This window comes from Pseudomonas sp. 9_2_1 (assembly GCF_059295275.1).
In genome coordinates this window covers 4699557-4717286 of record NZ_CM181239.1, presented here as the reverse complement: position 1 = coordinate 4717286, position 17730 = coordinate 4699557, and the positions used below count along the sequence as shown (strand labels likewise).

The 17730-nt window shown below is 62.8% G+C and carries 12 protein-coding genes; 6 read left to right on the top strand and 6 right to left on the bottom strand.

The window, feature by feature from the left end; translation table 11 throughout:
* Positions 1 to 120: 120 nt before the first annotated feature.
* Positions 121 to 882 (top strand): RHS repeat-associated core domain-containing protein, encoded by a 762-nt coding sequence (locus AC5O5I_RS21355; protein WP_494511517.1) that lies wholly within the window; start codon positions 121 to 123, stop codon positions 880 to 882.
* Positions 883 to 1090: 208 nt separating this feature from the next.
* The gene (locus AC5O5I_RS21350) at positions 1091 to 1879 is read left to right on the top strand and encodes an RHS repeat-associated core domain-containing protein (RefSeq protein WP_172285697.1); all 789 of its coding nucleotides are present in this window, start codon (positions 1091 to 1093) and stop codon (positions 1877 to 1879) included.
* A gap of 110 nt (positions 1880 to 1989) precedes the next feature.
* Here the strand turns inward: AC5O5I_RS21350 and AC5O5I_RS21345 are convergent, their stop codons facing one another.
* The 3 genes from AC5O5I_RS21345 to AC5O5I_RS21335 form a co-directional block, all read right to left on the bottom strand.
* Positions 1990 to 3168, bottom strand: a complete 1179-nt coding sequence (locus tag AC5O5I_RS21345; RefSeq protein WP_172285698.1) for a vWA domain-containing protein — start codon at positions 3166 to 3168, stop codon at positions 1990 to 1992.
* Between the two features lie 13 nt (positions 3169 to 3181).
* A complete protein-coding gene (locus AC5O5I_RS21340) occupies positions 3182 to 4027 on the bottom strand; it encodes an AAA family ATPase (protein ID WP_013973748.1) in 846 nt (281 codons plus the stop codon).
* Positions 4028 to 4236: 209 nt separating this feature from the next.
* Positions 4237 to 5310 (bottom strand): DUF748 domain-containing protein, encoded by a 1074-nt coding sequence (locus tag AC5O5I_RS21335; RefSeq protein WP_172228909.1) that lies wholly within the window; start codon positions 5308 to 5310, stop codon positions 4237 to 4239.
* A gap of 134 nt (positions 5311 to 5444) precedes the next feature.
* On the opposite strand from AC5O5I_RS21335, the gene cysK reads away from it, so the two are divergent.
* Positions 5445 to 6419: a cysteine synthase A gene (gene cysK / locus AC5O5I_RS21330; protein WP_172285699.1), complete on the top strand. Its 975-nt coding sequence runs from the start codon at positions 5445 to 5447 to the stop codon at positions 6417 to 6419.
* Between the two features lie 42 nt (positions 6420 to 6461).
* Here the strand turns inward: cysK and AC5O5I_RS21325 are convergent, their stop codons facing one another.
* Positions 6462 to 6596 (bottom strand): hypothetical protein, encoded by a 135-nt coding sequence (locus AC5O5I_RS21325; RefSeq protein WP_256676262.1) that lies wholly within the window; start codon positions 6594 to 6596, stop codon positions 6462 to 6464.
* On the opposite strand from AC5O5I_RS21325, the gene AC5O5I_RS21320 reads away from it, so the two are divergent.
* On the top strand, positions 6595 to 7530 hold the full coding sequence (locus tag AC5O5I_RS21320; protein WP_172228905.1) for an aspartyl/asparaginyl beta-hydroxylase domain-containing protein: 936 nt from the start codon (positions 6595 to 6597) through the stop codon (positions 7528 to 7530). The genes AC5O5I_RS21325 and AC5O5I_RS21320 overlap by 2 nt on opposite strands.
* 251 nt (positions 7531 to 7781) lie before the next feature.
* On the opposite strand, the gene AC5O5I_RS21315 is transcribed toward AC5O5I_RS21320, so the two are convergent.
* Positions 7782 to 9434: a cyclic peptide export ABC transporter gene (locus AC5O5I_RS21315; RefSeq protein WP_494511516.1), complete on the bottom strand. Its 1653-nt coding sequence runs from the start codon at positions 9432 to 9434 to the stop codon at positions 7782 to 7784.
* 34 nt (positions 9435 to 9468) lie between these two features.
* Positions 9469 to 9918, bottom strand: coding sequence for an azurin (gene azu, locus AC5O5I_RS21310; RefSeq protein WP_172228901.1), 450 nt, complete (start codon positions 9916 to 9918; stop codon positions 9469 to 9471).
* 180 nt (positions 9919 to 10098) lie between these two features.
* Here azu and AC5O5I_RS21305 point away from each other — a divergent pair, with 180 nt between their 5' ends.
* Both AC5O5I_RS21305 and AC5O5I_RS21300 read left to right on the top strand, forming a co-directional pair.
* Positions 10099 to 11082 (top strand): TauD/TfdA family dioxygenase, encoded by a 984-nt coding sequence (locus AC5O5I_RS21305; protein ID WP_494511515.1) that lies wholly within the window; start codon positions 10099 to 10101, stop codon positions 11080 to 11082.
* A gap of 180 nt (positions 11083 to 11262) precedes the next feature.
* A complete protein-coding gene (locus AC5O5I_RS21300; RefSeq protein WP_494511514.1) occupies positions 11263 to 17730 on the top strand; it encodes an amino acid adenylation domain-containing protein in 6468 nt (2155 codons plus the stop codon).

Here is a 17730-nt window from a genome sequence, read left to right as displayed (position 1 = left end):
CTTCTTCGTTGGCCACTGATGGAACCGTATTTGATAGGTGTGCCATTGAGTTTGTGTCGGTAAGCCACTGTGTGAAAATAGGGTGGTCTACATGTGTCGTTATCCGTGTTGGAGATTAGGGTGAGAGCCAATAAGCTCCGCATAAGTGTTAAGAAGTCTTCTTATACAATTTACGGTGGTGCATCAGAGTCGCACGCTTCACTCGGGTTTTCTGGTGAACGGCGAGATGTATTGAGTGGTTCGTATCTGCTGGGCTTAGGGCGTAGGATTTACAGCCCGATATTGATGCGGTTTTATAGCCCTGACCCAAAAAGTCCCTTTGGTGCTGGAGGGTTGAACCTTTATGGTTATTGCTTGGGTGATCCGCTAAATCGCATTGACCCCACGGGGCAAAATAGTAGGGTGGTTCAGGCATCACCTAAGCGTTCTAATGTTTTGCACCAACTGCTGGGTCGCGAAATGCATGGGGGGCGGGTCAGTCATTCATTGAAATGGGTAGATCATTCAAATATGTCAGAATATCTATTAGGATTCAAAAAAAGTGAGCTCCCCAGTTTGTATCGCTACATGACGAAGGAGGCGCTTGCCGATCTGTTTTCAGGGCATCTCGCGCAGAGTGGGATAACAAGGTTAGATGCGTACTATTACGAAAATAATGTGAAATTTTGGAATCGGATGGCGGAACTTCTGAAAGCAGCGGGCTCCGGGGCTGTGGCGTCAGCTAAAGCCGAAATTGCGCAGAAGGGCCTCAAGACCCTAATAGCGTTGTTTGAAAGCAGGCTTGATTTTTTCGATGGTCGAGGCCTGTTGGATAAAAACGATCCGTCGCATGATGAGATTGTCACGATGATGAACTCCGTGCGTGTGTCAAGGGGTGATTAGCTGACCGTATGGCGAGCAACTGAAACTTTTGCCAGTGGCCGTTTGCTGCTTCAGATGATACTAGTCTAGGAATGATTTATGTTTGACAGCGTTGGGTATGGTGATCCGATGCTTTTATGCTAAGGATCAGTTCAGGCAGGCGGAACGTGATAAACGTCATTGGATGTGTATTCGCGTATGCCATTTTTTGCTCCCGGCGCGCACTTGTATGAAAAGTGATGATCAATCGATTTTGGTTTATCAGGACTCAGCGGGTTCGGTGGCTACCCATTCATCCATCAAAACATGGGTGAATTATACGTATGCCCCTTATGGTTATTCTGAAGGTAAGACGGCGCATGATTCGCTGCTCCGATACACTGGGGAGCGATTCGACTCGTTGATTGATGGCTATTTTCTAGGCAGCGGAAGACGATTTTCAAGTGTGGTGAGGTCAGGTTTTTTGTCATATGACAGCCTCAGTCCCTTTGGTAGTGGCGGGGTCAATGGCTATAGCTACTGTGGTGGTGATCCGGTAAATTATACTGACCCGACTGGCAAAATTCGATTGCAAACCGGCACGTCGCGACCACTCAAGCGCACGTGGAGGGAAACGAAAAGGATGATTAATCAGTCCAGTCCAGCGGAGTTGATAACGCTAGTGCAAGATTCGCCGGATTATCTTCTGCATATCGAGGGGGCGGAAGCGTCAAATGTTCTAAATCATGTTTTGGCTTTGAGTCGTGATCCATTGGCCCCGGTGCCGAATGGTTTATTTGCCTCTTCCAATGAGATATTTCATGGTGTGCGTGAGCGACGACTCAAGGTTAATTCTAAACTCGACGCGTTTAGTCAGGCTCCGTCTCCTGAGGCGGCTGGGGAAATAGTTCAGCAACTTTATATCTTGAGGAATCAAGTTAAATTTGAAAGAGATCGTGCCCATCTCCGGCTGAAGTCGGTTGCCAGGCGGCTGATTGCCCCGATGCTTGAAGATATAAGCTCTTGGCGCCGACAGTAGGTGGTTTAGAACTCAACCCTTGTTCAAATCACGTCGCTGAAAATACGTAATTGCTCGCAAGGGGCTTCGGGCTGCTGTACTGCAGTGCGTCTCGCAGCCCGTCGTCTATCTCACTTGGACAAATACCGCATCCCTTCCTCCAACCCCTGCAAGGTCAGCGGATACATCTTGTCCTCGATCAAATCACGCACCAGGTGGGTGGAGGCGGTGTAGTCCCAGGCCTGTTTCGGATACGGGTTGATCCAGATGATTTTCCTGAATTTCTCCATGAACCGCTGGATCCACACATACCCGGCCTCTTCATTCCAGTGCTCCACGCTGCCACCCGGCTGGGTGATTTCGTACGGGGCCATGGCCGCATCGCCGACGAAGATCACTTTGTAGTCGTCGCCGTACTTGTGCAGCAGGTCGAACGTGGAATAGCGCTCCGAAGTGCGCCGCAGGTTGTTCTTCCACACCGACTCGTACACGCAGTTGTGGAAGTAGTAATACTCCAGGTGTTTGAACTCGGTCTTGCACGCCGAGAACAGCTCTTCGCAGACCTTGATGTGGGCGTCCATCGAGCCGCCGATGTCGAACAGCAACAGCAGCTTCACCGTGTTGCGCCGCTCGGGGCGCATCTGGATATTCAACAGCCCGGCGTCACGTGCGGTGTGGTCGATGGTGCCGTCGATGTCCAGCTCTTCTGCGGCGCCTTGCCGCGCGAACTTGCGCAGCCGGCGCAGGGCCAGCTTGATGTTGCGTGTGCCCAGCTCCACCTGGTCGTCCAGGTTCTTGTATTCGCGCTGGTCCCACACCTTCACCGCCTTGCCCTGGCGCTTGCCGGCCTCGCCCACGCGGATGCCCTCGGGGTTGAAGCCGCCCGAGCCGAACGGGCTGGTGCCGCCGGTGCCGATCCACTTGTTGCCGCCGGCGTGGCGCTCCTTCTGCTCTTCGAGGCGCTGCTTGAACGCCTCGATGAGCTTGTCCAGGCCGCCCAGCGACTGGATCTGCGCACGTTCCTCGTCGGTGAGCGAGCGTTCGAATTCCTTGCGCAGCCAGTCTTCGGGGATCAACGCCTCGATGTGCCGGTCGAGGTTTTCCAGGCCTTTGAAGTAAGCGGCAAACGCCCGGTCGAACTTGTCGAAGTGGCGCTCGTCCTTCACCAGGATGGCGCGGGCGAGGTAGTAGAACGCGTCCATGTCGGCGAACACCACGTGCTTTTCAAGGGCGTGGTGCAGGTCGAGCAGCTCGCGTACCGATACCGGCACCTTGGCTGCGCGCATTTCATTGAACAGGTTGAGCAGCATGGCCCGGCTCCTGTCAGCGGTTGCCGCGCCGGCTCATGAAGGCCAGGCGCTCGAGCAGTTGCACGTCCTGCTCGTTCTTCACCAGTGCCCCGGCCAGCGGCGGAATGGCCTTGGTCGGGTCGCGTTCGCGGAGCACCGCTTCACCGATGTTGTCGGCCATCAGCAGCTTGAGCCAGTCGACCAGCTCGGAAGTGGACGGTTTTTTCTTCAGGCCCGGCACCTTGCGCACGTCGAAGAACACGTCCAGCGCCTCGCTGACCAGCGACTGGCTGATGTTCGGGTAGTGCACATCGACGATCTGCTGCAGGGTGGTGCGGTCGGGGAAGGCGATGTAATGGAAGAAGCAGCGGCGCAGGAAGGCGTCCGGCAGTTCCTTTTCGTTGTTGGAGGTAATGATGATGATCGGGCGCTGCCTGGCCTTGATGGTCTCGTCGATTTCGTAGACGTAGAACTCCATCTTGTCGAGTTCCTGCAACAGGTCGTTGGGGAACTCGATGTCGGCTTTGTCGATTTCGTCGATCAGCAGGATGACCCGCTCTTCGGCCTCGAAGGCCTCCCACAACTTGCCCTTTTTCAGGTAATTGCGCACATCGTGGACCTTGTCCACGCCCAGCTGCGAGTCACGCAGGCGGCTGACCGCATCGTACTCGTACAGGCCCTGGTGGGCCTTGGTGGTGGACTTGATATGCCAGGTAATCAGACGTGCGCCGAACGAGGCCGCCAGCTGTTCGGCGAGCATGGTCTTGCCGGTGCCGGGCTCGCCCTTGACCAGCAACGGGCGTTCGAGGGTGATGGCCGCGTTTACCGCCAGCTTCAGGTCGTCTGTGGCGACGTAGTCGCGGGTGCCTTCGAACTTCATGGATCTGTCCTCTGCGGTAAGCCTGTACTGGCCCTTTCGCGGGTAAACCGTCTCCGACAGGTAGTTGCGACCTCTGTGGGAGCGGGTTTACCCGCGAAAGGGCCAGTACAGGCAGCACATATTTTGATTTGTTACCGACTATAACGCGGGCTTGGGCGGCTGCAAACGCAGACCGGGTATTCAGTCCCTGAATGCCCCGTCACTTCCCATCAGTCAGACTTCGGTGCCGGCTGCTCATAGCGTGCATTGAACGCCTGGATAAAGCCGTTTCGCAGGATCTGCAAGAACGCCTCGAAAGCGCTGATGTCCTGCTTGTGCACGCTGCCGCTCAGCTCAACACGGGTAGCGAACTGGTTTTTCGGCTGGTTCTTCAACACGGTCTCGGTCGCGCCTACCACTGCTTCCCATACCGAGCGGAAAAAACCTTTGTCCTTCTCCTTCACATCCTGCTGCCAGTCGAATACATCGACATCGCGCAGCAGCGGCTTTATGTAGCCGTTCAGGCGGCCATTCTCGGCCTGGGCCTCGATGACCACGTCGCCATGCCCGGCATTGAAGTCGAATTTTCCGTAGGCGCTGGCGAAGTCGTTGAGCTTGCGCAGCTCGATGCCGGTGGCGCGCAAGCGGAACTCGAAGTCATCAAAATCGCTGAACGGGTCGAAGGTGGCACGGCTTTCCACCTTGGCATCGCCCGCGATCAACGCAGTACCGTCGAAGCTTGCGTCGCGTCGGCCTTTCTGATCGCGAACATTGGTCAGGTTGCGGATATTCGCTTGCAGCCGGGTCGCCTTGAGGTCCACCGGCGGTTTGGAGTTGAAATTGCGGAAGGTGAGGGTGCCATTTTCGATGTGCACTTCGTCGAGGGTGATGGGCAGCAACTTCTCCAGCTGCTGGCGCCAGTCGGTGCCCTGGCCGGTCTGCGAGGCCTGCTTGCTGCCACCGTCGACGAAATTCAGCTCGGGGCGGTCGAAGGTTACTTTGGCCACTACGGCCTTGTCGTAGATCAGCGAATGCCAGCTCACCGACAGGTCGATCAACGGTGCATCAAGAAACGGCACCGGCACCTTGCCGCTGGTCTTGACGATCTTCAGCCCGTTGATCTGGTACGCACCGCGCCACCAGGCCAGGTCCACATCGGCTACTTGGCCACGGTAGTCGCCCATGTCGGCCAGCTTGTCGTTCAGGTAGTCGCGTACCAGGTAGGGCAGGGCCAGCTGCAGGGCGACCAGCAGCACGACCAGGCTGGCCAGGCCGATCAGCGGCCAGCGATAACGGGCTCTCATCGGGGTGTCTCCAAGGCGGGATGTGCGGTTGACCGCAACCCACCGCGCGGAGTTCGAACAGGCTTTACGGGTCACCGGCCGGGGCTTACCCTTGGGGTCTTACCCTGCTTTTTTTCATGCCAAGGACCCCTGCCATGAGCCGTATCTTTGCAGACAACGCCCATTCCATCGGCAACACGCCGCTGGTGCAGATCAACCGCATCGCCCCGCGCGGCGTGACCATCCTGGCCAAGATCGAAGGGCGCAACCCGGGCTACTCGGTCAAATGCCGCATCGGCGCGAACATGGTCTGGGACGCCGAAAGCAACGGCAAGCTCAAGCCGGGCATGACCATCGTCGAGCCCACCTCGGGCAACACCGGCATCGGCCTGGCCTTCGTCGCCGCTGCCCGTGGCTACAAGCTGATGCTGACCATGCCCGCCTCGATGAGCCTGGAGCGTCGCAAGGTGCTGAAGGCGCTGGGCGCCGAACTGGTGCTGACCGACCCGGCCAAGGGCATGAAGGGCGCCATCGAGAAGGCCAATGAAATCGTCGCCTCCAACCCGGCCCAGTATTTCCTGCCTGGCCAGTTCGAGAACCCGGCCAACCCTGCGATCCACGAGAAGACCACCGGCCCGGAAATCTGGAACGACACCGACGGTGCGGTTGATGTGGTAGTGGCCGGTGTCGGCACCGGTGGCACCATTACCGGTGTTTCGCGCTACATCAAGCATACCCAGGGCAAGGCCATCACCTCGGTGGCCGTGGAGCCGGTGGCGTCGCCGCTGATTACCCAGACTCTGGCCGGTGAAGAGCTCAAGCCCAGCCCGCACAAGATCCAGGGCATCGGTGCCGGCTTCGTGCCGAAAAACCTCGACCTGTCGATTGTCGACCAGGTGGCGACGGTGACCGATGAAGAGTCCAAGGCCATGGCCATCCGCCTGATGCAGGAAGAGGGCATCCTTTGCGGTATTTCCTGTGGCGCGGCGATGGCGGCGGCCGTGCGCCTGGCCGAAAAACCGGAAATGCAGGGTAAGACCATCGTCGTAATTCTGCCTGATTCCGGCGAGCGCTATCTGTCGAGCATGCTCTTCAGCGACCTGTTCAGCGAGCAGGAAAACCAGCAGTAACCGGCGTTTCCGCTGATCCGGGGCAACATCCGGCGGCGGGCTTCATTGCAAAATCTTCATCAATGCGATCCCGCCGAGGTTGTTTTTACCTCGGCGGGATCGGTTTATGATGGCAGGATGATTTTTCTGGAGTGCCAGGCCGCGCAGCCCTGGCGCTTCCCCAAGGAGTGAAAGCATGACCTTTTCCTTTGCAGCCAAGGCGGGTGTCTTGCTGGTGTTCTTCGGCAGCGTGCTGTTCGTGCACCTGCGCGGCAAGGCCCGGCTGCCGGTGTTGCGCCAGTTCGTCAACCATTCAGCACTGTTCGCGCCGTACAACGCCTTGATGTACCTGTTTTCCGGCGTGCCGTCCAAACCGTACCTGGACCGCCAGCGTTTCCCCGAGCTGGACGTGCTGAAGGACAACTGGCAGGAAATCCGCGAAGAGGCCATGCGCCTGTTCGACGAGGGCTATATTCGCGCCGCCGAGAAGGACAACGACGCCGGCTTCGGTTCATTCTTCAAGAAGGGCTGGAAGCGCTTTTACCTGAAGTGGTACGACAAACCGCTGCCGTCGGCAGAAGCGTTGTGCCCGCGCACTGTCGAGCTGGTCAGCAGCATCCCCAACGTCAAGGGCGCAATGTTCGCGCTGCTGCCCGGCGGCAGCCACCTGAACCCGCACCGCGACCCCTTCGCCGGCTCGCTGCGCTACCACCTGGGCCTGTCCACGCCCAACTCCGATGCCTGCCGCATCTATGTGGATGGCGAGGAATATGCCTGGCGTGATGGCGAAGACGTGATGTTCGACGAAACCTACGTGCACTGGGTGAAGAACGAGACCGACGTTACCCGGGTGATCCTGTTCTGCGACATCGAACGCCCGCTGAGCAGCCCGCTGATGTCCCGCATCAACCGCCAGGTGAGTGCCTTCCTCGGCCGCGCCACCGCGCCGCAGAATACCGACGACGAGCGCGTTGGCGGGATCAACCAGGCTTATGCCTGGAGCAAGCGCTTCAGCAACCGCATCAGCGGCCGTGTGAAGACGTTCAAGCGCGCCAACCCCAAGGCCTACCGCATCCTGCGGCCGGTGCTGGCGGTGGTGGTGGCGTATCTGTTGTATCGCTGGTTGTTCTGATTACAGGTTGTTCACGGCGCCTGTGGCGCAGCATGGCCAGCTTGTCCAGTTGGAGCCTGTACACACGATGCGAAGGCAATGGTGCTTCGTGAGTTGCTGCTTTATAGGAAATTATAGAGCGACTATAGAGCGACTATGGGCCGGTCAAAAAGGGCCGCTCAGCGGCTAATCAATCAGTCAAGGCTATGGGGCTGCGTAGCAGCCCCAATTGCTTGACTGACTGGCATTTCACTCAGCGGCCCTTTGCTGAGTTACGCCGGTTCGAGTGCCTCCACCACCTTCCCACGGCTAAGGTGCACCACCTTGTCCGCCGTATCGAAGTACCGGTCATCGTGCGAGATCACGATGATGGTCTTGCCCAACCGCTTCAGGTCCGGCAGCAGCTCGGTGTAGAACACCCTGCGGAACGTCGGGTCCTGGTCCGCTGCCCATTCGTCGAACACCAGCACCGGTCGCCCGTCGAGCCAGGCATTGACCAGCGCCAGGCGCTTGCGCTGCCCGGTCGACAGGTCGGTGGTGGTGAAGGCACCGTCGCGCACGCTGACCTTGTGCGCAATCTCCAGCCGCTCCAGATAACGCGTGGCGTCCTCGGGCAGGCTGTGCTCGTGTTCTGGCAGGTCGTCGAACAGGTAGTAATCGGCGAACACGGTGGTGAACAGCTGCCGGTAGTCATCCAGCCCCTCTGGGCCGACGGCCTTGCCGTTCAGGCGCACCTCACCGCGTTGCGGGGTGTACAGGCCTAGCAGCAGCTTGATCAGCGAAGTCTTGCCGCAACCGTTTTCACCGACGATGAACAGGATCTCGCCCGGCTCGATGCTCAGGTTCACCGGCCCCACGCGGAACGGTTCTTTACCGTCTACCGGCGGGTAGGCGTACTCGACGTTGTGCAACTCCAGGTGCGCGGTGGCGGCAGTGGCACGCTTGACCGGCGGCTCCAGCAGCAGGTGCGGCTCGGGGGAGGAGAAGCGCTCGGACAGATCAGCGATACGGCGGAACGCGATTTGCGCGCGACCGAGAATCGGCAGGTTGCCAATCAGCGTTTCCAGCGGGCCTTTCATGTACAGCAGCACCAGCACGAAGCCGCTCATCACCGCCGGGTCATTGCTCGGCCACAGCGATTGCAGCGCCAACGTCAGGCCGATGACCACGAAAAACAACATCGACCCCAGGCTCTTGGCCGCAACGAAGATGTTGATGGCACGGATATGGGTGTTGGCGATGAAGTCGGCGGTGCCCTGGATATTGCGCGTCAGCATGGCGTGGCGACGGCGGCGGTCGATGCGCAGCTCCTTGGCGCCTTCGGCGATGGCCGAGTAGTGCTTCTGCAGGTTGTCCTCGGCATCGCGGGCAGCGTTGAAGCCGGCCACGCCCTTTTGCCGGGCGATGTACTGCACGCCGCTGCCGATACCGATGGCCACCAGGGTGATGAGGAAGATCGGCCACGACAGGTAGGCCAGGTAGGCCAGGCAACCCAGCACGGTGGTGAGCGAGATGGCCAGTGGGGCGAAGGCGAAGGCGAAGTCGCTGATGGTGTCGACGTCACGGGTCAGCACCGGGATCAGACGGTGCGTGCGGTAGCGCTCGATCTGCTCGATGGGCGCCGACAGCACTTTGGCCCCCAGGTCTTTGCGCAGCCTGGCGATGACTTTCTGGCCGACATAGTTGGTGCCGCTGTCAGCGGCCACGCTGCTGACCAGCGCCAGTACGCACAGGCCGGCAAACGCCAGGATCACGCCCTGGCTCATGCCGCCGGCCGCATGCAGGCCCTGGTTGACGGTGGCTAGCAGGGCGGTGACGGCCAGGCCACCGACCATGCCCAGCACAACCGAGACGATCACCGCCGGGCGGTAGGGTTTGAGCAGGCCCAGCAATTCGCGGATGGCCCCGGGGGAGGAGGTTTTCATGAAGGGTGATCTCGCTGGTGGAGTGGGGGCGGGGTCAGCTGCCGAGGGTCAGGCTGCCCTTCATCAAGGTGCTGTGGAACGGGAACGAGCAGTAGAAGCTGTAATCGGTACCGGCCTTCAGCGACCGGGTATCGAGGCTGACGCTGTCTTTTTCGCCGCCGCCGATCAAACGGGTGTGGGCGATGACCCGGGTGTCGCCGGGTTTCACATAGTCCTGCGCCTCGCCGGCCTTCTGGCCGTCGTCCAGCACGCCCTGCATGTCGGCCTGGGTGCTCAGTACCCAGTTGTGGCCCATCACGTTCTTCGGCATGTCGCCGGGGTGGGTGAGGGTGACGGTGAACGAGGTGCAGGCCTTGGGCACGGTGATGGTGGCCGTGTCGAAGGTCATCTGGTCGGTGCCGTTGATTTCCACGGCGCATTGCTCTGCCGACCAGGCGGCGGGGGCCGTGGCGAGCAGGGCGAGGAGCAGGAGCTGGCGAGTCATGTACGGTTCCTGGGCGATAAAAGGGTGCACATCGTTCAGACGAACCGGCGCGCGCTGGCTTTACCTGTGTGTGCGGCCTTGGTGAATTTCCCGCAGGCCCGCTCGTTCATCTAGTCAGGCGCCGCAATGGCGCACATCCCGATTTCGCCGCCAACGCGGCCCTGGCTTGAGGTGACCGTCATGAGTGAACTGCTGAGCTTTGCGATCGAACCCCTGGACGCCGCGCGCGGCAACCTGCCGCTGCTGGTACGCGCGCCGGAACCGGGTATCGACCTGCTGGACGCCTTTGCAGCGTTGCAGCCGCTGGTGGACCGGCATCTGTTGCAAGCGGGCGGCATTCTGTTCCGCGGGTTCGAGGTTGGCGGCCCCGAAGCCTTCCGCCAATTCGCCGCGTCGTTTGCCCACCCGCTGCTCAACTACGAGTTCGGCTCTACCCCGCGCAGCAACGTGACCAAAGGCGTGTACACCTCCACCGAGTACCCGGCCCACCAGAGCATCCCGTTGCACAACGAGCAGGCCTATACCCTGGAATGGCCGATGAAGATCTGGTTCTACAGCGTGATCCCTGCCGAGACCGGTGGCGAAACGCCGATTGCCGACAGCCGCGAGGTATACCGGCGCATGCCGTCGCGTATTCGTGAGCGCCTGGTGGAAAAGGGGTTGATGTACGTACGCAACTACGGCAACGGCCTGGATGTGGAATGGTCCCAGGTGTTCAACACCGACGACCCGCGCCAGGTCGAGGCGTACTGCCGGGCGCATGCCATCGAGTGCATCTGGAAGGATGACGGCGAACTGCGCACCCGCCAGCGCTGCCAGGTGGTAGCGCGCCACCCGGTGACAGGGGATGACGTGTGGTTCAACCAGGCGCACCTGTTCCATGTATCGAACCTGCAGCCAGAGGTGCGTGAGTCGCTGATGGATATCGTGGAGGAAGAGGACCTGCCGCGTAACGTGTATTACGGCGATGGGACGACCATCGAAGATTCGTTGCTCGATGAAGTGCGCGGGGTGCTGGATGAATGCACCATCCGCTTCCCGTGGCTGGCGAACGATGTGCTGATGCTCGACAACATGCTGGCAGCGCATGCGCGGTCGCCGTTTACCGGCAAGCGCAAGGTGGTGGTGGCGATGGCGCAGGGGCACAGTGAGGTGTTGGGCTGACAGGTGCATGCCGCAAGATGTGCAGCGCCTGTGAGATCGAGCGCCGCCCGCGCGGCGCTCGATCTCACAGGCGCTGAACCTGCCATGGCGAACACCTTTCAGCCCCGCAGCCCTCCACTAAATAACCCCCCCACCCCTTCGTCTGACAGTTACCGCTCGACTGCCAGGACTCCGCTCGACATGAATGCCGACCAAACGCTCAAGCTCGCCCGCCGCTTCATCGAACTCAGCCCCGACAAGCGCCGTCTGTTCCTCAAGGCGCTGCAGGGCGAGGGCATGGACTTCTCCGTGCTGCCGATTGCACCCGGCGTGGACGTGGCCGAGCGTGACCAGCTGTCGTACGCCCAGCGGCGCATGTGGTTCCTCTGGCAGCTCGACCCGCAGGGCGCGGCCTACAACTTGCCCATGGCCGTGCGCCTGCATGGCCCGCTGGACCTGGCGGCGCTGCAGCACGCCTTCGATGCGCTGGTGGCCCGCCACGAAACCCTGCGCACCCGCTTTGTTGCCGACGGCGATGATGTACGCCAGCAGGTAGACGTCAGCGCCGCGCCCCTGCAGCTGCGCCAGGACGCCCTCACAGAGCTGGACGAGAACGCCCGCCAGGCCGCCATCGAAACCATCGCCGAAGCCGAGGCGCTGGCCCCCTTCGACCTGGCCAGCGGCCCGCTGCTGCGCGTGCGCCTGCTGCAACTGGCCGCGCAGGAACACGTCCTGTTGCTGACCCTGCACCACATCGTCGCCGACGGTTGGTCGATGAACGTGCTGATCGACGAATTCCTGTGCCTGTATGACGCTGCTGTAGCGGGCACTGAAGCCACCCTCGACGCGCTGCCGATCCAGTACCGCGACTTCGCCCTGTGGCAGCGCAGCTGGCTTGAGGCGGGCGAGCAGGAGCGCCAGCTGGCCTACTGGCAGGCACGCCTGGGCGACGACCATTCGCCGCTCGAGCTGCCACTGGACCGCACCCGCCAGGGCCGCCCCAGCTACCGCGGCGCTCGCCACGAATTCCCCATCGCCACGGACGTCACCGAGCGCTTGCGCGGCCTGGCACGCAAGCACAATGTCACCCTCTTCATGGTCCTGCTCGCCGCTTTCAAGCTGCTGTTGCAGCGCTACAGCGGTCAGGCTGCGATCCGCGTCGGTGTACCGATCGCCAACCGCAACCGTGCCGAGGGCCAGGGCCTGATCGGCTGCTTCATCAATACCCAGGTGCTGCACACCGAAATCGACCCGCTGCTGGACATCGCCGGTTTGCTGCAGCGCGTGCGTGAAACCGCCGTGGGCGCGCAAAGCCATCAGGACCTGCCATTCGAACAGCTGGTCGAGGCCCTGGATTTGCCGCGCAGCAGCGAAAGCCCGCTGTTCCGCGTGCTGTTCAACCACCAGGCGCAGGTGGCGGATGTGCAGGCCATCGAGACCCGCTCCGGCCTGCGCCTGGCGCCGATCGCACTGGAAAAGCACAGCGCCCGCTTCGACCTGGCGCTGGATACCCACGAGCGCGGCGGTCAGCTGCAGGCGGCCTTCACCTACGCGACGGACGTGTTCGATGCGGCCACCATCGAAACGCTCGGCGAACAGTGGCTGGCCCTGGTGCAGGCGCTGGCCGCTGAAACCGCTGGCGCAGTAGGTGAGCTTGCACTCCCGCGCCTGGCTACGGCCACCGGAGTGACAGACCCGGCCGATGATGCGCCGCTGGTGCACCAGCGGTTTGCCGCTGCGGCTCGCCGTCATCCCGAACGCACCGCAGTGATGGCCGCAGGGGAGCAGGCCAGCTTTGCCGAGCTCGATGCCCGTGCTGAAGCCATCGCCAACCGCCTGGTCGAAGCCGGGGTTGGCCCGGACAGGCTGGTCGGCGTGCTGGCCGACCGCAGCGTCAGCATGCTCGCCAGTATCCTGGGTGTGCTCAAGGCCGGTGGCGCCTACTTGCCGCTGGAGCCTGAACAACCGGCTGAGCGCTTGGCCTACATGCTTGCCGACAGTGGCACGCGTGTGCTGCTGGCACCTGGAAACTGGCAGGCCGAGTTGCCCGCCAACGTACAGCGCCTGGACTGGGCGCAAGGCGGCACTGGCAGCCCCGCACGAACCGCCCCGGCCGCGGCCAACCTGGCGTACGTGATCTACACCTCCGGCACCACCGGCCAACCCAAAGGCGTGGCGATCAGCCATGGCGCCCTGGCCAACTATGTCGATGGCATCACCGCGCGCCTGCCGGTAGAGCGCATCCGCAGCATGGCCCAGGTCTCGACCCCGGCTGCCGACCTGGGCCACACCATGCTGTTCGGCGCCCTGTGTGGCGGCCACACGCTGCATGTGCTGCTGCGCGAACAGGTACTGGATGCCGAAGGCTTCGCCGCCTACCTGGCCGAGCACCAGGTGGATGCACTGAAGATCGTGCCGTCGCACCTGGAGGCGATGCTGGTGGCGGGGCGCGCGGCGTTGCCGGGCCAGTGCCTGGTGCTCGGCGGCGAGGCCGTCAGCCCAGGCCTGCTGGGCAAGATCCGCCAGCTGGCACCGGCACTCAAGGTGCTCAACCACTACGGCCCGACCGAGACCACCGTTGGTGTGCTGGTTGCCGAACTGCACGACCAGACCAGCCTCGGCCAGCCGCTGGCCAACACCTGCGTAGCGGTGCTCGACCGCTGCCTGCAGCCGCTGCCGGCCAAGGCCAAGGGCGAGCTGTACATCGGTGGCGCCGGGCTGGCCCGCGGCTACCTGAACCGCCCGGCGCTCACCGCTGAGCGTTTTGTCCCCGACCCGAACGGTGGCCATGGCCAGCGCCTGTACCGCAGCGGTGACTGGGTGCGCCAAGGCAGCGACTTGCAGTTTGCCGGGCGCATGGATGGCCAGGTGAAAATCCGTGGCTACCGCGTCGAGCTGGCAGAAATCGAAAACCAGTTGCGCGCACTGGACGGCGTTGCCAACGCGCTGGTCCGCGTGCATGGCCAGGCACCGCAGCTGCAACTGGCCGCCTGGCTGGTGCCCAGCCAGTTGCCGAGCGACAGCCTGGCCTGGCAGGCGTCGATCCGCACCCGCCTCAAAGGCCTGCTGCCCGAGCACATGCTGCCGACCCACCTGATGGTGCTGGCGCAGCTGCCGGTCACGGTCAACGGCAAGGTCGACATCAAGGCCCTGCCGGAACCGGTCGCCAGCCAAGTGGCCTACCAGGCGCCGCAGACCCCGCTGCAAACGCAACTGGCGCAGATCTGGGCCCAGGTGCTGCAAGTGCCGCAGGTGGGCCTGAGCGACAACTTCTTCGCCCTTGGCGGCCACTCGCTGCTGGCCACCCAGGCGGTATCCCGAGTGCGCAAGCAACTGGGCCTGGACGTCCACTTGCGCACCCTGTTCGACACCGTCGACCTGCAGGCTTTCGCCCAGGCGGTGGCCGACGCCGAGCAGGGCACGGGCCTGGACATCGAAATCCTCGACCGCCAGCAGCCGCTGCCGGTGTCCCGTTCGCAGAACCGCCAGTGGCTGTTCTGGAAGCTCAACCCGCAAAGCCTGGCCTACAACACGCCGATGGCGGTGCGCATGCACGGCAATCTCGACCGTGACGCGGTGCAAGCGGCGCTGGACGCACTGGTTGCGCGCCACGAGTCACTGCGCAGCGTGTTCGTCGAAGCCGAGGGCCTGCCTTGGCAGCGCATCCTGCCGGCCGCCACGGTGCCGATCGGTTTCGAAGACCTCAGCGGCCAGGACCACGCCGCGCAAATGCGCAAGCTGGAAGCCGAAGCCTTCGTGCCGTTCGACCTGGAGCACGGTCCGCTGCTGCGTGCGCGGCTGTTCAAGGTGCACGCCCAGGAGCACCTGCTGTCGCTGACCCTGCACCATATCGTTTCCGACGGTTGGTCGATGAGCCTGCTGGTGCGCGAGTTCGCCGCCGCCTATAACGCGGCAGCCACCGGCCAGGCCCACGCCATCGAACCGCTGCCCGTGCAGTACGCCGACTTTGCCGCCTGGCAGCGCAAATGGCTGGCCGAGGGGCAGATGCAGGCGCAGATCGATTACTGGAAGGCGCGCCTGGAAGACGACTTCGAAGTGCTCGAATTGCCCGCCGACCGCATTCGCCCGCAGGTCAAGAGCTACCAGGGCAGCCGCTTCGACGTGCGCCTGCCGCTGGCCCTCACCGAGCGCCTGCGGGCGCTGGCGGTGACGTCCAACGCCACCTTGTTCCATGTGTTCCTGGCGGCCTACGCCATCGTGCTGTCGCGCTACAGCCGCAAGGGCACGTTGAACATCGGCGTACCGGTCACCAACCGCAACCGCCTGGAGCTGGAAGGGCTGATCGGCTTCTTCATCAACGTGGTGGTAGCCCGTATCGGCGTCGATGGCAGCCAGCCGTTCGCCCAGCTGCTGGCGGCGATCAAGGAAACCACGCTGCAGGCCCAGGCCAACAAGGATGTGCCGTTTCTGGAGGTGGCCGAGGCGCTGTACCCGGACCGCGACCAGGGCGTGAACCCGTTCTTCCAGGTGCTGTACAACCACCTGCGCGACCTGGGCGAGCAGGTGTCAGGCGATGCCCTGCACGGGCTGCAGGTCAAGGAAGTGGATCTGCTGGAGCCCGGCGCGCAGTACGACATCTCGCTCAATACCCTGGAGCGTTCCGATGGCGTGACCGCTTCGTTCAACTACTCCACCGACCTGTTCGACGCCCCGCGCATCGAGCGCATGGCCGGGCACTGGCAAGCGCTGCTCGAGGCCATCTGCGCCGAGCCGCAGCGCTGCATCGCCGAGCTGGATTTCCTCAGCGGCGAAGAGCGCCAGCAACTGACCCATGGCTGGAACCCCGCAGCGCAGCAAGGCAGCGGCCTGTGCGCGCACCAGTTGCTGCAGCGTCAGGCCGGTGAGCGGCCGGACGCGCTCGCGCTGATCTTCGACGACCAGCAGATGACCTACGCCGAGCTCGACCGTGCCAGCAACCAGCTGGCGCACCGCCTGCGTGCATTGGGTGTGGGGCCGGATCGCCTGGTCGGCGTGGCCGTGGAGCGTGGCCTGGGCATGGCCCTGGCATTGATCGCCATTCACAAGGCTGGCGGCGCCTACGTGCCGCTGGACCCGGACTACCCGCAAGAGCGCCTGGCCTACATGGTCGAGGACAGCGGCATCAGCCTGTTGCTGGCGGATGCGCCTTCGCGCGAGCGCTTGCAACTGGGCAAGCAGCTACCTTGCGTGGTGCTGGAACCGGGCACCGAATGGCTGCAGGCCTGGCCCTGCGAACCCCTGGCCAACCTGGCGGCGCTGCACAACCTGGCCTACGTGATCTACACCTCCGGCTCCACCGGCATGCCCAAGGGCGTGGCCATCGACCACCATGCCTTGTCGCTGTTCTGCCAGGTGGCCGGCGATTATTCGCGCCTGAGCCCGGACGACCGCGTGCTGCAGTTCGCCACCTTCAGTTTCGACGGTTTCATCGAGCAGTTCTTCCCGCCGCTGGCCCAGGGCGCCTGCGTGGTGCTGCGTGACCTGCGGCTGTGGGACACCACCACGCTGCTGGACGAGATCAACCGCCACGCGGTGACCGTGGCCGACCTGCCGGCGGCCTACTGGCGCCTGCTGGCGCTGGAGCGCCGCGCCCCGCAAGCCTATGGCCGGCTGAAGCAGATTCATGTCGGTGGTGAAGCGGTAGCGGAAGACGCCCTGCGTGCCTGGCTGGCCGATGGCCCGCCAGCGGTGCGCCTGCTGAATACCTATGGCCCGACCGAAGCCACGGTGGTTGCCACCACCTACGACTGCTCGCAGATGACCCTGGAGCAGATCAGCCAGGGCGGCGTGCCCATCGGCCGCGCGTTGCCAGGCCGCAGCCTGCATGCGCTGGACGAAGGCCTGGCGCCGACCCCGGTTGGCGTACCTGGCGAGCTGTTCATCGGCGGGGCAGGGTGCCTGGCGCGCGGCTATCACCAGCGGCCGTCGCTTACCGCCGAACGCTTCGTCCCCGACCCGTTCGACGCGGTTGGCGGTGGTCGGCTGTACCGCACCGGCGACCTCGGTTACTACGACGCAAACGGCCAGCTGGCTTATCGCGGGCGTGTCGACCACCAGGTGAAAGTGCGCGGGTTCCGCATTGAACTGGGCGAGATCGAGCAGTACCTGCGGGCGCACCCGGACGTGCGCGAAGCCACGGTGCTGGCTATCGAGCTGCCCGGCGGCAAGCAGCTGTGCGCCTATGCCGTGCCAGCCGAAGGCCACAACGGTGACCTGCGCCTGACGCTGAAGCAGTACCTCAAGGCCAGCCTGCCGGACTACATGATCCCGACCTACCTGGTGACCCTGCCGGACATGCCGCTGACGCCCAGCGGCAAGCTCGACCGCAAGGCCCTGCCATTGCCCGACCCGAACCAGCCGCAGCACGACTACCAGGCGCCGCAAAGCGAGCGCCAACAACAGCTGGCGAATATCTGGGCGCAGCTGTTGAACGTGGCCCGGGTCGGTCTGAGCGACAACTTCTTCGAGCTGGGCGGCCACTCCTTGCTGGCGGCCCAGGCGGTGTCGCGGATCAACGTCGAGCTGGGTCTGGATGTCCCGCTGCGGCTGATCTTCACCCACCCCGAGCTGCGCGCCTTCGCCCAGGCGCTGGAGGAACAGGCGCTGTCACTGAGTGACGACGGCCTGAGCGATATCGAAAAAATGATGAACGAATTCACAGAGGCCTGA